The organism is Halomonas garicola (genome assembly GCF_031935715.1).
GTDB classification, from domain to species: Bacteria; Pseudomonadota; Gammaproteobacteria; order Pseudomonadales; family Halomonadaceae; genus Vreelandella; species Vreelandella garicola.
In genome coordinates this window covers 60,784-75,929 of record NZ_JASSZF010000008.1, presented here as the reverse complement: position 1 = coordinate 75,929, position 15,146 = coordinate 60,784, and the positions used below count along the sequence as shown (strand labels likewise).

The following is a 15,146-nucleotide window of genomic DNA, read 5'->3' as shown; positions in this document are numbered from 1 at the left end:
GGCTTCTGGGCGCCGGGGCTCAGCTGGTCAGCAGACGCAGCAGATTTTTGTAATCCTCGCGGATATCGGCGCTTTCTTCCTGCAGCGCCTTCACCTTGCGGCAGGCGTGCAGCACCGTGGTGTGGTCGCGGCCGCCAAAGGCGTCGCCGATCTCGGGCAGGCTGTGATTGGTCAGCTCCTTGGCCAGCGCCATGGCGACCTGACGCGGGCGCGCCACCGAGCGCGAGCGCCGCTTGGAAAGCAGATCCGCCACCTTGATCTTGTAGTACTCGGCCACCGTTCGCTGGATGTTGTCCACCCCCACCTGCTTGTCCTGAAGGGCGAGCAGATCCTTGAGCGACTCGCGGATGAAGTCCTGAGTAATGGTCTTGCCCATGAAGTGCGAGTCGGCAATCACCTTTTTCAGCGCCCCTTCCAGCTCGCGGACGTTGGAGCGGATTTTCTGGGCGATGAAAAAGGCCGCATCGTGGGGCAGATCCACTTTGGCCTGATCGGCCTTCTTCATCAAGATCGCTACCCGGGTTTCCAGCTCCGGCGGCTCGATGGCTACCGTCAGCCCCCAGCCAAAGCGCGATTTCAGGCGCTCCTCGACGCCGCTGATTTCCTTGGGGTAGCGGTCCGAGGTGAGGATCATCTGCTGGCCGCCTTCCAGCAGGGCGTTGAAGGTATGGAAGAACTCTTCCTGGGAGCGCTCCTTGCCGGCGAAAAACTGGATGTCGTCGATCAGCAGGGCGTCGACGCTGCGGTAGAAACGCTTGAAGTCGTTGATGGCGTTGAGCTGCAGCGCCTTGACCATGTCGGCGACGAAGCGTTCGGAATGCAGGTACACCACCCGGGCGTTTTCCCGGCGCCCGGCCAGGGCGTTGCCCACCGCGTGCATCAGGTGGGTTTTACCCAGCCCCACTCCGCCGTACAAAAACAGCGGGTTATAGGCCCCGCCGGGGTTTTCCGATACCTGGCGCGAGGCGGCCCGGGCCAGCTGGTTGGACTTGCCCTCAACGAAGGTATCGAAGGTGAAGTTGGCGTTAAGCCCGCTGGTGTGCTTGAGGCTGCCTTCCACCTGCACCTGGCGCTCGCCCGGCGGACGCGGCGTTTCCTGGCTGAGGCCGTTGATTTCATGCCCGCCGCCCGCGCTGCTTCGGGGCGGCGAATGCGCCGCCGAGCCGGTGCTCGACGCCGGCGCGGCCGACACCGGGTTGCCCAGCTCCCGCGGCTGGGGAGCCGGGGCGGTAGCCGCGCGGCGGCTGCCCACGCTCAGGCTTACCCGGGGCGGTTTGGTCGGGGCGAGTTCGCGCATCAGCTCGCTGATCCGCTTGGCATACTTATCGCTCACCCAGTCGCGCACAAAGCGATTGGGGGCGAGCAGGAAAAGCTCGTTGGCCTCTCCCTGCTCGGCCTGCAGCGGGCGTATCCAGGTATTGAATTGCTGGGAGCTAAGCTCGTCTTGCAAATAATCCAGACACTGATGCCAAAGCGCGAGTGACACTCATCTCACCATCGTATTGAAAAAGGCCGGCCATTGTAGCGCCCAACGTCGCTGTTATCCACACGCGAAAGCGCGCCAAAATGCTTGTGGACAACTCTCTTGGCAAACGGCTGACATCTCGTCCACAGCCTGCGGGCAACCTGACCAAAACGCGAGTTATCCCTGGCGCTCCACCGCCTCCCCACAGCTTGCCGACCCCTTGCCCAGCGCTTTTCAACAGGTTTATTATTCTTCCAAAGCGCTGATTTATCTTTTAAAAAATAGCTTATCCACAAATATTATCCCCACCATTAATAACAACAGCAGTTAACTTATAATAATAGTAATTATTGCGTCGCCGGATCGTCGCGAAAAACGCCGGTACGCGCCGCTGCCCGACAGAATCCCTACGGAAAAATTGCACCCGGCTCGGGAAGGCTCTACAATTTGCGGTCTTTCTTTGGATATCCCCGTGCGGCGACTGCCGAACAGGGGCGTCCAGCATTAATGTTCCGTCCTAAAACCACGTGGGAATACGAGTTATGAAACGCACTTATCAACCCAGTGTTATCAAGCGCAAGCGCCTGCACGGCTTCCGTGCCCGCATGGCAACCAAAAGCGGCCGCGCGGTTATCGCCCGCCGTCGGGCCAAAGGCCGTAAGCGTCTGAGCGCCTGATCAAGACTTGGGTGTGTCCCCTCAAGGCTTTCCCCGGACGCTGCGTCTGCTAAGCGCCGGGGATTTCCGTTACGTTTTTGCCCAAGCCGATCTCAAGATCCACGCCAAAGGCATGCTGGTACTGGCACGCTTCAATCGCTGCGGCCATGCTCGGATCGGTTTGGTTGCGGGTAAAAAAAACGTCAAGCTTGCCGTAGAGCGCAACCGCTTCAAGCGCCTGGCGCGCGAGTCCTTTCGCCTGCGTCAGGAAAAGCTGCCCACGGTCGACGTGGTGCTACTGGCCCGGCGCGGCGTTGACGACATGGATAACGCCATGCTCCAGCGCCAGCTTCACGGGCTATGGAAGCGGCTCCAGCGCGACGCCTTGCGCCACGGCAACACAACGGCTCCGGCCAAGACATAACGTGACGCTTGATGCCACCACCTCAACGCTCGACCCCGGCCTGCCGTACGGCAGGCTTTCGTGTGTCATGGGTCGGGTAAAACAACACTGCGCCATTGCATGTTCACCACCCAGCGGGCAGAACCCTCATGGACGTTAAACGACTGATATTACTGATCCCATTGGCAGTACTGGCGTACCTGCTGGTGGTCCAATGGAATCAGGACTACGGGCAATCGGCCGAGCCTGCGCCGGCCGTTGAAAGTACCCAGCGCAGCGACGGCGCCCCGGCGGAAAAAGCCGATGAGGGCGGCCTGGACGTTCCCGACGCCTCGCCGTCAGCCGAAGGCGGCGGCGATGATCTCGCCGGCAGCGCCGATCCCGATGAGGATCAAAGCCGCAATACCATCACCGTCACCACCGACGTGCTCGACCTGCGCATCGACCCCCACGGCGGCGACATCGTCTACGCGGCCCTTCCGCAGCACAAGCGGACGCTGGACTCCGAGCGCAACTACGTGCTGCTCTCCGATAACAACGTGCGCAGCTACGTGGCGCGCTCGGGGCTGCAGCTTGACGGCGATTCCAGCCGCATCGCCTTCACCCCGGAAAAAACCGAATACCACCTGAACGACGGTCAGGACCAGCTCGACGTCGATCTCACCGCCGAGGTCAACGGCGTCGAGATCACCAAACGACTGAGCTTCGAGCGCGGCAACTACGCGGTCAACGTGCACTACCTGGTGGATAACCAGGGCGAGGCACCGGTCGACGCCCGCTTCATCGGCCAGCTGGTACGCGACGACAGCCCCGACCCCACCAGCGGCACCAAGATCGGCATGAAGTCGTTTCTGGGCGCGGCCTACTCCACGCCGGACAGCCGCTATGACAAGGTCGACTTCGACGATATTCAGGCGGGCAGCGTGGAAAACCGCGACGCCGAAGGCGGCTGGGTCGCGATGCTCCAGCACTACTTCGTCTCGGCCTGGGCGCCGCCGCAGAGCCAGCAGAATCTCTTCTACGCCACCACCGACTCCAAGGGTCGCAACGTAGCCGCCTTCGCCGGCCCCACCCAGGAAGTCGCGGCCAGCGAGCAGACCACCCTCGACGCCACGCTCTACATGGGGCCCAAGGTTCAGGACTACATGGAAGAGGTCGCGCCGAACCTGCGCCTGACCGTGGACTACGGCTGGCTGTGGTTTATCGCCAACCCGCTGTTCTGGCTGCTGGACAAGATCCACGACGTGATCGGTAACTGGGGCTGGTCCATTGTGCTGCTCACCGTGCTGGTGAAAGCCGCGCTGTTCCCGCTCTCGGCCAAGGCCTACCGCTCCATGGGGCGGATGCGCAAACTCGGGCCGGAAATGAAGCGCATCAAGGAACGCTTCGGCGACGACCGCCAGAAGATGTCCCAGGAAATGATGAAGTTCTACCAGAAGGAGAAGATCAATCCGCTGGGGGGCTGTCTGCCGATCGTGGTGCAGATGCCGGTCTTCATCGCCCTTTACTGGATGCTGCTGGAATCCGTTGAGCTGCGCCACGCGCCGTTCATGTTCTGGATCCAGGACCTGTCGATCAAGGATCCGTACTTCATCCTGCCGATTCTGATGGGCCTGTCGATGTTCGTTCAGCAGCAGCTGAACCCCACGCCGCCGGACCCCATGCAGGCGAAGATCATGAAGATGCTGCCGATCATCTTCACCTTCTTCTTCCTGTGGTTCCCCGCGGGCCTGGTGATCTACTGGGTGGTCAACAACTGCATTTCCATCACCCAGCAGTACTTCATCACGCGACAGATCGAAAACGACCCCAATATCGGCAAGGGCTAGACCTGACGTCTGATCACGCCCTTTGACGTACCGCCCAAACCCCCGCGCCCTGCGGGGGTTTGGCGTTCCGGCAGACGGCAACAGGGAGACCCCCATGGCCAACCACTTCTATACCCCGGATACCATTGCCGCCCTTGCCACCCCGCCCGGACGCGGCGGCGTGGGCATCATCCGCCTTTCCGGCCCCGCCAGTCAGGAAATGGCCGACGCCATCCTCGGCCGCTGCCCGGCCCCGCGCTACGCGCACTATGGGCCTTTCTACGGGGGCGCCTTTCACGGCGAGAGCGGCATCATCGACGAGGGCCTGGCGCTTTTCTTCCCCGGGCCGCACTCCTTCACCGGCGAAGACGTGCTCGAGCTTCACGGCCACGGCGGGCCTGTGATCATGGACCTGCTGCTTTCGCGCTGCGTGGCGCTGGGCGCGCGCCTGGCCCGGCCCGGCGAGTTTTCCGAGCGGGCGTTTCTCAACGACAAGCTCGATCTGGCCCAGGCCGAAGCCATTGCCGACTTGATCGACGCCACCTCGCGCTCGGCGGCGGAAAACGCCGTGCGCTCGCTCAAGGGCGAATTTTCCCAGCGCGTGGCCGGGCTGGTGGAGCGGCTGATCGAGCTTCGTATCTACGTCGAGGCGGCGATCGACTTTCCCGAAGAGGAGATCGACTTTCTCGGCGACGGCCGGGTCGCCGCCATGCTCAACGCCGTCATGGACGAGCTTGCCGCGGTACGCGCCGCCGCCGGCCAGGGCGCGCTGATGCGCGAGGGCATGAGCGTGGTGATCGCCGGGCGGCCCAACGCGGGCAAGTCCAGCCTGCTCAACGCGCTCACCGAGCAGGACACCGCCATCGTCACCGACATCGCCGGCACCACCCGGGACGTGCTCCGCGAGCATATCCACATCGACGGCATGCCGCTCCACGTGATCGACACCGCCGGGCTGCGCGACACCCCGGACGCCATCGAAAAAATCGGCGTGGCCCGGGCCTGGGAGGAGATCGAAACCGCCGACCGCGTGCTGCTGCTGGTCGACGCCGCCACCACCGACGCCACCGATCCGCATGACATCTGGCCCGAGTTTGTCGACCGCCTGCCGGATACCGGCCGTTTGACGCTGGTGCGCAACAAGATCGACACCAGCGAAGAAGACCCGGAAATCGACCTGTCCACCGCCCACCCCGTGGTGCGGCTGTCGGCCAAAACCGGAGCGGGTGTGGATAACCTCAAAGAGCACCTGAAGGCCATCATGGGCTTCAGCGCCACCACCGAGGGCCGCTTCTCCGCCCGCCGGCGCCACCTGGACGCACTCGACCGCGCCGCCGAGGCGTTGGACAACGGCCAGGGCCAGCTTTCCGGCTTTGGGGCCGGCGAGCTGCTCGCCGAAGACCTGCGCGACGCCCAGCAGGCGCTTGGCGAAATCACCGGCGAGTTCAGCGCCGACGACCTGCTCGGGGAGATCTTCGGCAGCTTTTGTATCGGCAAGTAGGCGAAGCATGAATTCCGCAACCCATCCTTCATCGTCTCCTCTGGCCTCAGCGCTCAAGAAGCTGCGCCGGCGGCCCGAGTCGCTCGTCGACGTGGCCGAGCAGGCGCTGGCGGCCCGGGTGCCCGCCTGGGAGGGCTACGCCGCCTGGGCGCCGGAGAAGGTCCGCGAGCACGCCAGAAGCCTGGTAGCGCAGGCCCGCTCAGGTAAGGCCTGCGGCCCCTGGTACGGGCTGCCGGTGTCAATCAAGGACAATATTGGCCTTGCCGGCTGGCCGCTGCGCGCCGGCTGCGCGGAGGCGCTACCCCCGGCCTGGCAGGGCGATGCCACGATCACTGCCCGGTGCCGGCGCCGCGGCGCGCTGTTCACCGGGCTTACCCGCAGCGTTCCGTTTGCCTTTACCAGCATCGGCGTCACCCTGGACGACGAGGGGCCGCGCAACCCCTGGGATACCGATCGCGTCTGCGGCGGCTCGTCGAGCGGCGCGGCGGTCAGCGTTGCCGAAGGCAGCGCCTGGCTGGCGCTGGGGTCGGACACCGCGGGGTCGATCCGGGTGCCGGCGGCGATGACCGGCGGGGTGGGGCTTAAGCTCACCGCCGGCCGCTGGCCGATGAAAGGCGTGGTGCCGCTCAGCCATAGCCTCGATAGCCTGGGCGTCATCACGGCAAGCGTCGCCGATCTCACGGCGGCTCTCGGCGCCTGCGGTGACCCCATGATACCGAAAGCGCCGCGGCCTCTAGCGGGGCTTAAACTGGGCGTGCTGGAAAGCGCGCCGCGAGTAAACGCCGAGGCGGGGATCGACGAAGCCCTGGCGTACGCCCTTCATGAGCTGGAGGCCGCCGGGGCCCAGTGCGTCGCGATCGACTTTCCCGAGGCGCGCGAGGCCGACGCGCTGTTTCGTTCGGGCGGGCTGGTTGCCGCCGAGCTGGAGACGTTTCTCGCGCTCAAGCTGCCGTCCTGGCGTCGGCAGATGGGGCCGCTGCTGGCCGAGTCCGTGGCCCAGGCGGGTGACCTTACGGCAGCCGACTACCGGCAGCGCCTGGCCGACTTTCAACGGCTGGGACAAAAAGCGGCGATGCGCTTTCACGAAACGGGTATCGATGCGCTAGTATTGCCGACCTCGCCGCTGCTGCCGCCGCGTCGAGACGCAGTCGCCAGGCCCTCGGCCTACGCCGAAGCCGACGCGCGAATTCTGCGCCACACGGCCTTCGTTAACTACCTGCGCTGGTGCGCCTTGAGTCTGCCGGTCGGCTTGGATAATGTGGGCTTGCCGATCGGGCTACAGCTCGCCATGCCCGGCTTTGCCGAGCCGCAGCTGCTGGCGGCGGCGGCCGCCATCGAACGCTGCCTGGGCAACCCCCGGGAGCGCCTGGGCCTGCCGCCGCGCCCCTGACAACAGCAACAACAACGCCCTGAGAGAGATCCCCGATGTCCTTTGGCCTATATTCCCTGCTGCCCCCTTTGCTGGCCATCGTGCTGGCCCTGGTGACCCGTAACGTCATTCCCGCGCTGTTCTGCGGGGTCTGGCTGGGCGCCACCATGCTCGCCGGCGGCAACCCCGCGGTCGGGCTCTACAACAGCTTCGGTGACTTCATCATTCCAAGCGTGGGCGACGAATGGAGCGCCACCGTGCTGATCTACTGCGGCCTGTTCGGGGTGCTGATCACGGTGCTGCAGCGAACCGGCGGCGCCCAGGCCATTGCCCGCTCGATCGCCTCCCGGGTGGCCTCGCCCCGGGGCGCCCAGGGCGCCACCCTGGGCTTCGGCGTACTGATCTTCTTCGAGGACTACTTCAATGCGCTGACGGTGGGTAGCGTGATGCGGCCCATTACTGACCGCATGCGTGTCTCCCGGGAAAAGCTGGCCTATATCGTCGACTCGACCTCGGCGCCGATGTGCCTGCTGGGGCCGGTCTCCACCTGGGTGGTGTTCGTCATGGGCCTGATCGGCACCCAGCTGACCCAGATGGACATGACCGGCTCGGAGTACCTGATCTATCTCTCGTCGATTCCGCTCAATTTCTACGCCTGGCTGGCGCTGCTGCTGATTCTGATCATCGTCGTGACCCAGCGGGACTTCGGCCCCATGGCCCAGGCCGAAAAGCGCGCCCGGGAAAGCGGCAAGCTGCTGGCAGACGATGCCCGGCCGCCCTCGGATCGCGAAGTCGCTGAAATGGCGGGCGTCGCCGAAGAGCACTCGCTCAAACGCAACATGCTAGTGCCCATCGCCGTTCTGGTGGGGCTCATCCCGGTGCTGTTTCTGTGGACCGGCAACGTCGCCGAAAACGGCCTGATCACCGCCATGGGCGAGGCCGACGGCGGCAAGTCGATTCTGATCGCCACCTTCCTCGCCGTCAGCGTTGCTCTGGGCATGGGCCTTTCGCAGCGGCTGTTTGATTTTCGCGAGGCGATGGAGCTGGTGGTGACCGGCATCAAGAGCATGACCCTGGTCTACATCATTCTGACGCTTGCCTGGTCAATCGGCAGCGTAACCGAGGCGCTGGGCACCGCCGACTACCTGGTCACGCTGGCCCAGGCCGGCGTCTCACCAAGCCTGATCCCCGTGCTGCTGTTTCTCATCGGCTCGCTTGTCGCCTTTACCACCGGCACCTCCTACGGCACCTTTGCCATCATGATCCCCATTGCCATGCCGGTAGCCATGGCGCTGGACATGCCGCTTTCGCTGGCCATCGCCGCGGTGCTCAGCGGCGGCATCTTCGGCGACCACTGCTCGCCGATCTCGGATACCACCATTCTCTCCTCGGCGGGGTCTTCCTGCGACCACATCGACCACGTCCGCACCCAGCTGCCCTACGCGCTAAGCGCGGGAACAGCGGGGATCGTGGCTTTCTTCGTCGCCGGGGCGACGGGTACCGCCTGGCTCGGCGGGCTCGCCGGCGTCGCTGCCCTGCTGGTCGTCATCAGCGGTCTGAGGCGCTTCTGGCGGTCAACGCCCGGCGCGTCAAAAAGCGCGGCATAAACGGCCTTTTAAGGGCAGGCATTGAAGGGCGGCGCGGCTAGGCCAGCGCCCGGGTGATGAAGTCGGCCATGGCCCGGGCGCTCGGCGACAGGCTGCGCCCGGCGAGGCGCAACAGGCCGATTTCCCGCTCGACCCGAGGCGCGCTCAGCGGCACAAACCGCAGCCGCTCGTACTCCTCGGGGAAGGCCAGCCTTGGCAGCGTGGTCACCCCGAGCCCCGCCACCAGCATCGCCGTCAGCGAGATCATGTTGGAAATGTAAAAGGTGTGGTGATCGGCAAGCGAGGCCGCGTCGGTGCCCTGAAACAGCCTTGAGGTGCCGTTGCCGATCAGACTCTCTTTCACACTCCCTTCCACGCTCCCTTCCACGAGCTCCCGCCAGTGCACGGCCTCCCGGCCGGCGAACGGATGATCATCCCGGCAGACCACGCCCAGGCTGTCGCGCATCAGCGGAGTAAAGTCGAGCGCGGCGTTTTCTTCCGCCAAACTCGTCAGCCCCAGATCCACTTCGCCGGCCAGCACCTGCTCGCGGACGAAGTCGGCGGTGCCGTCGTGCAGGCTGACCCGAACGCCCGGGTAGTCGGCGACAAAATCGGCTAGCAGCCGGGGCATCAGCCGGCTGGCCACCGACGGCACCGCGGCCATGTCCAGGTGCCCGGCCTGGCGGTCCACCTGGGCGCTGAGCTCGCGGCTCAGGCGGTCGTGCTGGGTCAAGAGCTCGCGAAAACGCGGCACGCAGTAGCGCCCGAAAGGCGTCAGCGTCGCCTGGTTGCCACGCTCAAAAAGCGCCTCGCCCAGGCGGCCTTCCAGCTCGCGGATGGCCATGGAAAGCGCCGGCTGGGTGCGGTGCACCTGGCGCGCCGCGGCGTGAAATCCGCCCTGGTCGACCACCGCCAGCACGTAGCGCAGCGGGGTTATCTTGAGTTCGGCCAGCATCGCGCACCTCCTGGAACCGTTGGTGCCGCCAATCAAGCGGCGAGCCTAGCCAGAGCTATCGCAGTTACCCCCGGTGAGCCGGCAACAGGTCTGCGAGGGGGCGCTATAAATCCATCCCTGGACGCTCCCTACGCCATCCCTGGCGTAGATCCCCCTCTTCGCCCTGTCCCCGGCTCCTCTGGATATAGCCAACGGCGATTGCCCTGCGAGCCCAACAAAGTAGTAAATAAAACTGATCAATCAGTATTTATTATTGATTATCTTTATACACGCGGCTCACCCAGACTGCCATCAGGGTCAGTTTTGGAGGAACCTATGACACAGGCACAATCCCGGTCTCATTCTCAGGTTCATGCGCTTTACCTCAACGGCCAGTGGGTCGAGGGCGAAAGCCGGATCGAGAACCGCAATCCGTCCGAGCTAAGCGACGTTATCGGCGACTACGCCCAGGCAAGCGTAGCGCAGATGAACGAAGCCGTCGCCGCGGCGAAGCAGGGGCAAAAGGAATGGGCCAAAACCGGCCTTGAGCACCGCTACGGCGTGCTGATGGCGATCGGCGACGAGCTCATTGCGCGCAAGGCCGAGCTGGGCGAGCAGCTTTCCCGGGAGGAAGGCAAACCACTGGCCGAAGGCGTGGGTGAGGTGCACCGTTCGGGGCAGTTTTTCCACTACTATGCCGCCGAGGTGCTGCGCCAGATCGACGAGCGCGTCGAGTCCGTGCGCCCGGGTGTGGAAGTGGACATCCGCCGCGAGCCGGTGGGCGTGGTGGGCATTATCAGCCCGTGGAATTTCCCCCTGGCCACCGCGGTATGGAAGATCGCCCCGGCGCTGGCCTTCGGCAACGCGGTGATTTTCAAGCCCGCCAACCTCGTGCCGGCAAGCGCCTGGGCGCTGGCCGAGATCATCAGCCGCCAGGACATGCCCGCCGGTACCTTCAACCTGGTCATGGGCCCGGGAAGCTCGGTGGGCGACGCGCTGATTTCCCATCCGGACATCCACGCGCTGAGCTTTACCGGCTCGCTGGACGTGGGCCGCCGGGTGGCCGCCGCTACCGCCGCCAACCTGGTCAAGTGCCAGCTGGAGATGGGCTCCAAGAACGCCCTGATCGTCGCCGACGACGCCGATCTCGACCTGGCCGTGGAGGCCGCCTTCGCCGGCGCCTACTCGGGCACCGGGCAGAAATGCACCGCCTCGTCCCGGCTGATCGTCACCGAGAAGGTCCACGACGCCTTCGTCGCGAAGCTGACGCATAAGCTCGAGCAGGCCAACGTCGGCCACGCTCTGGCAAACGGCGTGAACGTCGGACCCTTGGCCAGCCAGAGCCAGCTCGATTCGAACCTCGAGTGGGTCGAGCGCGCGCAGAAAGACGGCGCCAAGCTCGCCTTCGGCGGCGAGCGCCTTGAGCGCGAACACGACGGCTACTACATGGCCCCGACGCTCCTTGTCGACACCGCCAACGACATGGCCGTCAACCGCGAGGAAGTCTTCGGCCCCGTCGCCTGCGTGATCAAGGTGGCCGGCGCCGAGGAGGCCATCGAGGTGCTCAACGACACCCAGTACGGCCTGACCGCAGGCATCATCACCGATTCGCTGGCGCTTGCCACCGAGTTCAAGGCCCGGGCCGAGACCGGCTGCGTGATGGTCAACCTGGCCACCGCCGGCACCGACTACCACGTGCCCTTCGGCGGGCGCAAGAACTCGAGCTTCGGCCCCCGCGAGCAGGGGCGCTACGCCCGGGAGTTCTACACCGTGGTCAAGACCAGCTATGTCAAAGCCAACTGAGTCAAGGCTAACTGAGTCAAAGCATAAGGAGGCCGAGATGGCACAGGACATGCTGATCGTCGACGGTCTGCAGTATTCCAACTGGTCCCGCGAGATATTCAAGCAGATGCGCGAGGGCGGCGTCGACGCGGTGCACGCCACGCTTGTCTACCATGAAACCATCCGCGAGACGCTCTCGCGGATGGGCGAGTGGAACCGCCGCTTCGAAGCGCACAGTGATCTGATCATGCCGGTGCGCGAGCCGGCGGATATTCACCGCGCCCGGCAGCAGGGCCGGGTGGGTATTTTCCTCGGCGCCCAGAACTGCTCGCCCATCGAGGACGACATCGACATGGTCGAGGTCATGCGCGACCTGGGCCTTCTGATCATGCAGCTGACCTACAACAACCAGAGCCTGCTGGCCTGCGGCTGCTACGAGGCCGAGGACAGCGGCATCACCCGCTTCGGCCGCCAGGTGATCCGCGAAATGAACCGGGTAGGGATGGTCATCGACATGTCCCACAGCGCCGAGCGCTCGACCCTTGAGGCCATCGAGCTCTCCAGCCGCCCGGTGATCATTTCCCACGCCAACCCGGCGGCCTGGCAGCCGGCCAAACGCAACAAGTCGGACAAGGTGCTCGGGGCCATCGCCGAGAGCAACGGCCTGCTGGGCTTTTCGGCCTACCCCTTCCACCTGAAGAACGGCCCCGACTGCACGCTTGCCGAGTACTGCGCAATGATCGCCCGTACCGCGGACATGATCGGCGTGGAGCACCTGGGGATCGGCACCGACCTGTGCCAGAACCAGCCCACCTCGGTGCTCGAATGGATGCGCAACGGCCGCTGGTCGAAGGACATGGACTACGGCGAAGGCAGCGCGGCCAACGCCGGCTGGCCCGATCCGCTGCCCTGGCTGCGCGATAACCGCGACTTTCCCAACCTGGTCGCCGGGCTGCGCGAGGTCGGCTTCAGCGAAAGCGAGGTCGCCGGCATCATGGGGCAGAACTGGGTGGCGCTTTTGGAGCGAACCACCGCGCCGCAGCCTGCGTTAACCCGAGTGGCCTGACGGCGCGGCCCCGGACGTTTCGGGAGGTGTGAGATGATGGAACGTATTTCCCCGCGCGAAGAAAGCCTGCGCCTGCGCGCGCCGGAGCGGGTGATGGATCTGGAGCGCCTGGGAAGCCTGCACCCCGGCCGGCTGAGCTTTTCGCGCAGCCTGATACGCCAGATGGCCCGCCAGCGCTGGCAGGTCAGCGCCGCCCGCTTCGATCTCGACGACAGCGGCCACGGCACGGTTATTTACCGGCTGCAGACGCCCTGCGGGCGCTACCACGGGGTGATCTTCTCCCAGCCGCTGGACGACGACGCGCGCACCGACCGGGTGATCGCAGAGGCCTGGGACGTGACCTTCGGCGTGGTCGAGGGCGAGGTCGACGATGCCCTGCTCGAGCAGATGGCCGCCAACGTGCCGCTCCAGGAAGCCGGGCGCCAGCACCCGCGCCTGCTGGTGCTGTCCCGAGCCAACCGCAGCCTGCGCAACTTCACCGCGTTTCGCCAGGCGCTCGCCGACGGCCGCCAGCCCGACCCTGCCTGGCTGACCCAGGCGGGCTACCTTTACCGCACCACCGCGGTGTACGGCAACGGCAAGTTCGGCATCGCCGACTTCGGCCGGCTCAAGGGCAACCCCGACTTCCAGCGGCCCTTCTCGGCGCAGATGCTGGCGGTCTATCTGCTGCGTCACTTTTCCATCCAGCAGGTCGAACACATTGCCCGCCGGCAGGCGCCGGCCACCGCCGTGGATCTCGCGACCCCGATAAAGCGCTATCTGGGCATCGGCAACTCCACCGGGCTTGGCATGGCGCCGTTTCTGATCAATCACCCGCAGCTCATCGAGCGGTGGATCCAAAGCCGCGAGCAGGCGCTGGCCCAGATCCACGCCCAGACGCCGGACGAAGCCCAGCGCGAGCGGCTGCTGGCGCTTCTTGACCGCGCCCGCTGCCACCTGGGGCAGACCGTTACCGCCGATACCGAGCAGGGCAAGCGCAACGCCGCAACGGTTGCGGAGCTTCCGGAAGTGCGCGCCTGGCTTGAGCAGGTGCCGCTCGGCGGCGAACTCTGGCAGGAGCTGACCGAATGGAGCTATCGCGCCCTGTCGCTGGAAACCCAGGAGCTGATCAACACCCTGCTGATGGAGCTTTACCCGGCCATTGTCGAGCCGTTCGAAAACCGCATGGGCGTGGACGAGCACCTGGAACTGACCCCGGAAATGCCGCTGGTGCGCCTGAAGCAGCTTATCGAGACCCGCTACGACTGGGCGCTGGCCTACGACTTTGACGACCCTGACAACCGTTACTGGTTCTGGTATCGCTCGATCGAAAAGGAAGAGCCGCGCCTGGGCGTGCGCGGCCAGGAGCCCGGCGCCGACCGCGAGCTCAAGCTGGCCATCGCCCCTCGGGTCGCCGATACCCACCGCGCCGTGGCCGACTACCTGAGCCGTCATCCGCGCGCCACCGTGGTGGATTTCCTGATTGAGCACTCCCACTACAAGGACATCGTGCGCCGCATTCAGGCCATGGCGGAAACGCCTTTCGGCGAGATCCGCGCCAACCTCTGGGCGAAGGGCATGAAGCCCATGCACCTGCTGCGCACCAAGCTTTCGTTCTTCGGCGCCAGCCGTTTTGATCCCAAGTCGGACCGCTGGGTGCGCATTACGCTGTTTCAGGGCGCGCCGCTGGTCGAGGAGCTCAACGCCGAACCCGACGACCTGGGCGATTTCGACGACTGGGGCTTCCCCCTGGAGCCTGCCCTGGCCGCAGCGCCGGATAACACCGACGCCACCCGCACCGCGACCGCCACAGGAGTCGCGCCATGAAGGTCTCCTACAACGAACTGCAGGGGCTCTGCCGCAAGGCGTTTCTGGGCATGGGCTTTGCCGACGGCGACGCCAGCGACGCCGCCGACATGGTGGCGTGGATGCAGCTTCACGAGCTCGACGGGCTGGACGCGCTTAACCGGGGCCTTGACTACCTGCTGGCCGAACAGCACGAAGAAGAGCGCGCGCCGCTAATACTCTACGCCGACGATGACCTGGCGGTACTCGATAGCCAGGGCCACAGCGTCTTGCGCAGCTCAAGCCTGGCGCTTGAGCTGGGGTTCGCCAAGACCCGAGCCCGCGGGCTTGCGGTGATCAAGATCCGCCGCTGCCACAACCGCCAGCTGATCATGGGCTATCTGGCCCGGATCGCCGGGCGCGGCATGAACGTCACCGCGTTCTGGCGCAACGGCCAGCGCCCGCTCATCGAGCAGGCGGTCGGCTTTCGCGCGGGCAGCACGGTACCCGAGATCCGCGTTTACGCGGTGAACCAGGTGCCCGAAGAAAACGAGCCCAACGACGGCGTTACCCTGGTGTTTGCCAACCACGTCGAGCTTCTGCCCGCGATGCGCACGACGTACGGCTACGAGCTTTTGGCCTGCCACGAGGAGTCGGCGCTGCTCGCCAGCCGCGAACGCGCCATGCTCGACGGCATCAGCATCGACGACGCCGTATGGGCGAAGCTCAAACATCAGGCCGCGCGGATGCTGGTCGAGTCCACCGACGCCTCGCGCAGCGGCGCCGGGCCCGGCACCACCGACAACGATTGA

The 15,146-nt window shown here is 65.3% G+C and carries 12 protein-coding genes; 10 read left to right on the top strand and 2 right to left on the bottom strand.

The window, feature by feature from the left end; all coding sequences use genetic code 11:
• Window positions 1–19: 19 nt before the first annotated feature.
• Entirely contained in the window at window positions 20–1,486 is a 1,467-nt protein-coding gene (dnaA, locus tag RS027_RS04925) for a chromosomal replication initiator protein DnaA (protein ID WP_311954813.1), read from the bottom strand.
• A gap of 521 nt (window positions 1,487–2,007) precedes the next feature.
• Here dnaA and rpmH point away from each other — a divergent pair.
• The 6 genes from rpmH (at window position 2,008) to RS027_RS04895 (ending at window position 8,809) form a co-directional block, all read left to right on the top strand.
• Window positions 2,008–2,142, top strand: a complete 135-nt coding sequence (gene rpmH / locus RS027_RS04920; RefSeq protein WP_311954812.1) for a 50S ribosomal protein L34 — start codon at window positions 2,008–2,010, stop codon at window positions 2,140–2,142.
• 13 nt (window positions 2,143–2,155) lie between these two features.
• The gene (gene rnpA / locus RS027_RS04915; RefSeq protein ID WP_311954811.1) at window positions 2,156–2,545 is read left to right on the top strand and encodes a ribonuclease P protein component; all 390 of its coding nucleotides are present in this window, start codon (window positions 2,156–2,158) and stop codon (window positions 2,543–2,545) included.
• A 128-nt stretch (window positions 2,546–2,673) separates the two neighbouring features.
• A complete protein-coding gene (gene yidC, locus RS027_RS04910; protein ID WP_311954810.1) occupies window positions 2,674–4,353 on the top strand; it encodes a membrane protein insertase YidC in 1,680 nt (559 codons plus the stop codon).
• A 94-nt stretch (window positions 4,354–4,447) separates the two neighbouring features.
• Window positions 4,448–5,833 carry a tRNA uridine-5-carboxymethylaminomethyl(34) synthesis GTPase MnmE gene (gene mnmE, locus RS027_RS04905; protein WP_311954809.1) on the top strand — a complete coding sequence of 462 codons (1,386 nt, stop codon included), beginning with the start codon at window positions 4,448–4,450 and terminating at the stop codon, window positions 5,831–5,833.
• Window positions 5,834–5,840: 7 nt separating this feature from the next.
• The gene (locus RS027_RS04900) at window positions 5,841–7,223 is read left to right on the top strand and encodes an amidase (protein WP_311954808.1); all 1,383 of its coding nucleotides are present in this window, start codon (window positions 5,841–5,843) and stop codon (window positions 7,221–7,223) included.
• A gap of 35 nt (window positions 7,224–7,258) precedes the next feature.
• Window positions 7,259–8,809 (top strand): Na+/H+ antiporter NhaC family protein, encoded by a 1,551-nt coding sequence (locus RS027_RS04895; RefSeq protein ID WP_311954807.1) that lies wholly within the window; start codon window positions 7,259–7,261, stop codon window positions 8,807–8,809.
• Between the two features lie 37 nt (window positions 8,810–8,846).
• Here the strand turns inward: RS027_RS04895 and RS027_RS04890 are convergent, their stop codons facing one another.
• Window positions 8,847–9,743: a LysR family transcriptional regulator gene (locus tag RS027_RS04890; RefSeq protein ID WP_311954806.1), complete on the bottom strand. Its 897-nt coding sequence runs from the start codon at window positions 9,741–9,743 to the stop codon at window positions 8,847–8,849.
• 315 nt (window positions 9,744–10,058) lie between these two features.
• Here RS027_RS04890 and RS027_RS04885 point away from each other — a divergent pair, with 315 nt between their 5' ends.
• The 4 genes from RS027_RS04885 to RS027_RS04870 are packed head-to-tail and all read left to right on the top strand — an operon-like array spanning window position 10,059 to window position 15,146.
• Window positions 10,059–11,525 (top strand): aldehyde dehydrogenase family protein, encoded by a 1,467-nt coding sequence (locus RS027_RS04885; RefSeq protein WP_311954805.1) that lies wholly within the window; start codon window positions 10,059–10,061, stop codon window positions 11,523–11,525.
• 37 nt (window positions 11,526–11,562) lie between these two features.
• Window positions 11,563–12,570: a dipeptidase gene (locus RS027_RS04880; protein ID WP_311954804.1), complete on the top strand. Its 1,008-nt coding sequence runs from the start codon at window positions 11,563–11,565 to the stop codon at window positions 12,568–12,570.
• A 33-nt stretch (window positions 12,571–12,603) separates the two neighbouring features.
• Window positions 12,604–14,376: a hypothetical protein gene (locus RS027_RS04875; RefSeq protein ID WP_311954803.1), complete on the top strand. Its 1,773-nt coding sequence runs from the start codon at window positions 12,604–12,606 to the stop codon at window positions 14,374–14,376.
• Window positions 14,373–15,146, top strand: a complete 774-nt coding sequence (locus tag RS027_RS04870) for a DUF3726 domain-containing protein (protein ID WP_311954802.1) — start codon at window positions 14,373–14,375, stop codon at window positions 15,144–15,146. The genes RS027_RS04875 and RS027_RS04870 overlap by 4 nt, the downstream gene beginning before the upstream one ends.

Bases quoted from the DNA above. Each gene is read 5' to 3' on its own strand.
- rpmH (WP_311954812.1), top strand. From the start codon at position 2,008: ATGAAACGCACTTATCAACCCAGTGTTATCAAGCGCAAGCGCCTGCAC.
- yidC (WP_311954810.1), top strand. From the start codon at position 2,674: ATGGACGTTAAACGACTGATATTACTGATCCCATTGGCAGTACTGGCG.
- mnmE (WP_311954809.1), top strand. From the start codon at position 4,448: ATGGCCAACCACTTCTATACCCCGGATACCATTGCCGCCCTTGCCACC.
- RS027_RS04900 (WP_311954808.1), top strand. From the start codon at position 5,841: ATGAATTCCGCAACCCATCCTTCATCGTCTCCTCTGGCCTCAGCGCTC.
- RS027_RS04895 (WP_311954807.1), top strand. From the start codon at position 7,259: ATGTCCTTTGGCCTATATTCCCTGCTGCCCCCTTTGCTGGCCATCGTG.
- RS027_RS04890 (WP_311954806.1), bottom strand. From the start codon at position 9,743: ATGCTGGCCGAACTCAAGATAACCCCGCTGCGCTACGTGCTGGCGGTG.
- RS027_RS04885 (WP_311954805.1), top strand. From the start codon at position 10,059: ATGACACAGGCACAATCCCGGTCTCATTCTCAGGTTCATGCGCTTTAC.
- RS027_RS04880 (WP_311954804.1), top strand. From the start codon at position 11,563: ATGGCACAGGACATGCTGATCGTCGACGGTCTGCAGTATTCCAACTGG.
- RS027_RS04875 (WP_311954803.1), top strand. From the start codon at position 12,604: ATGATGGAACGTATTTCCCCGCGCGAAGAAAGCCTGCGCCTGCGCGCG.
- RS027_RS04870 (WP_311954802.1), top strand. From the start codon at position 14,373: ATGAAGGTCTCCTACAACGAACTGCAGGGGCTCTGCCGCAAGGCGTTT.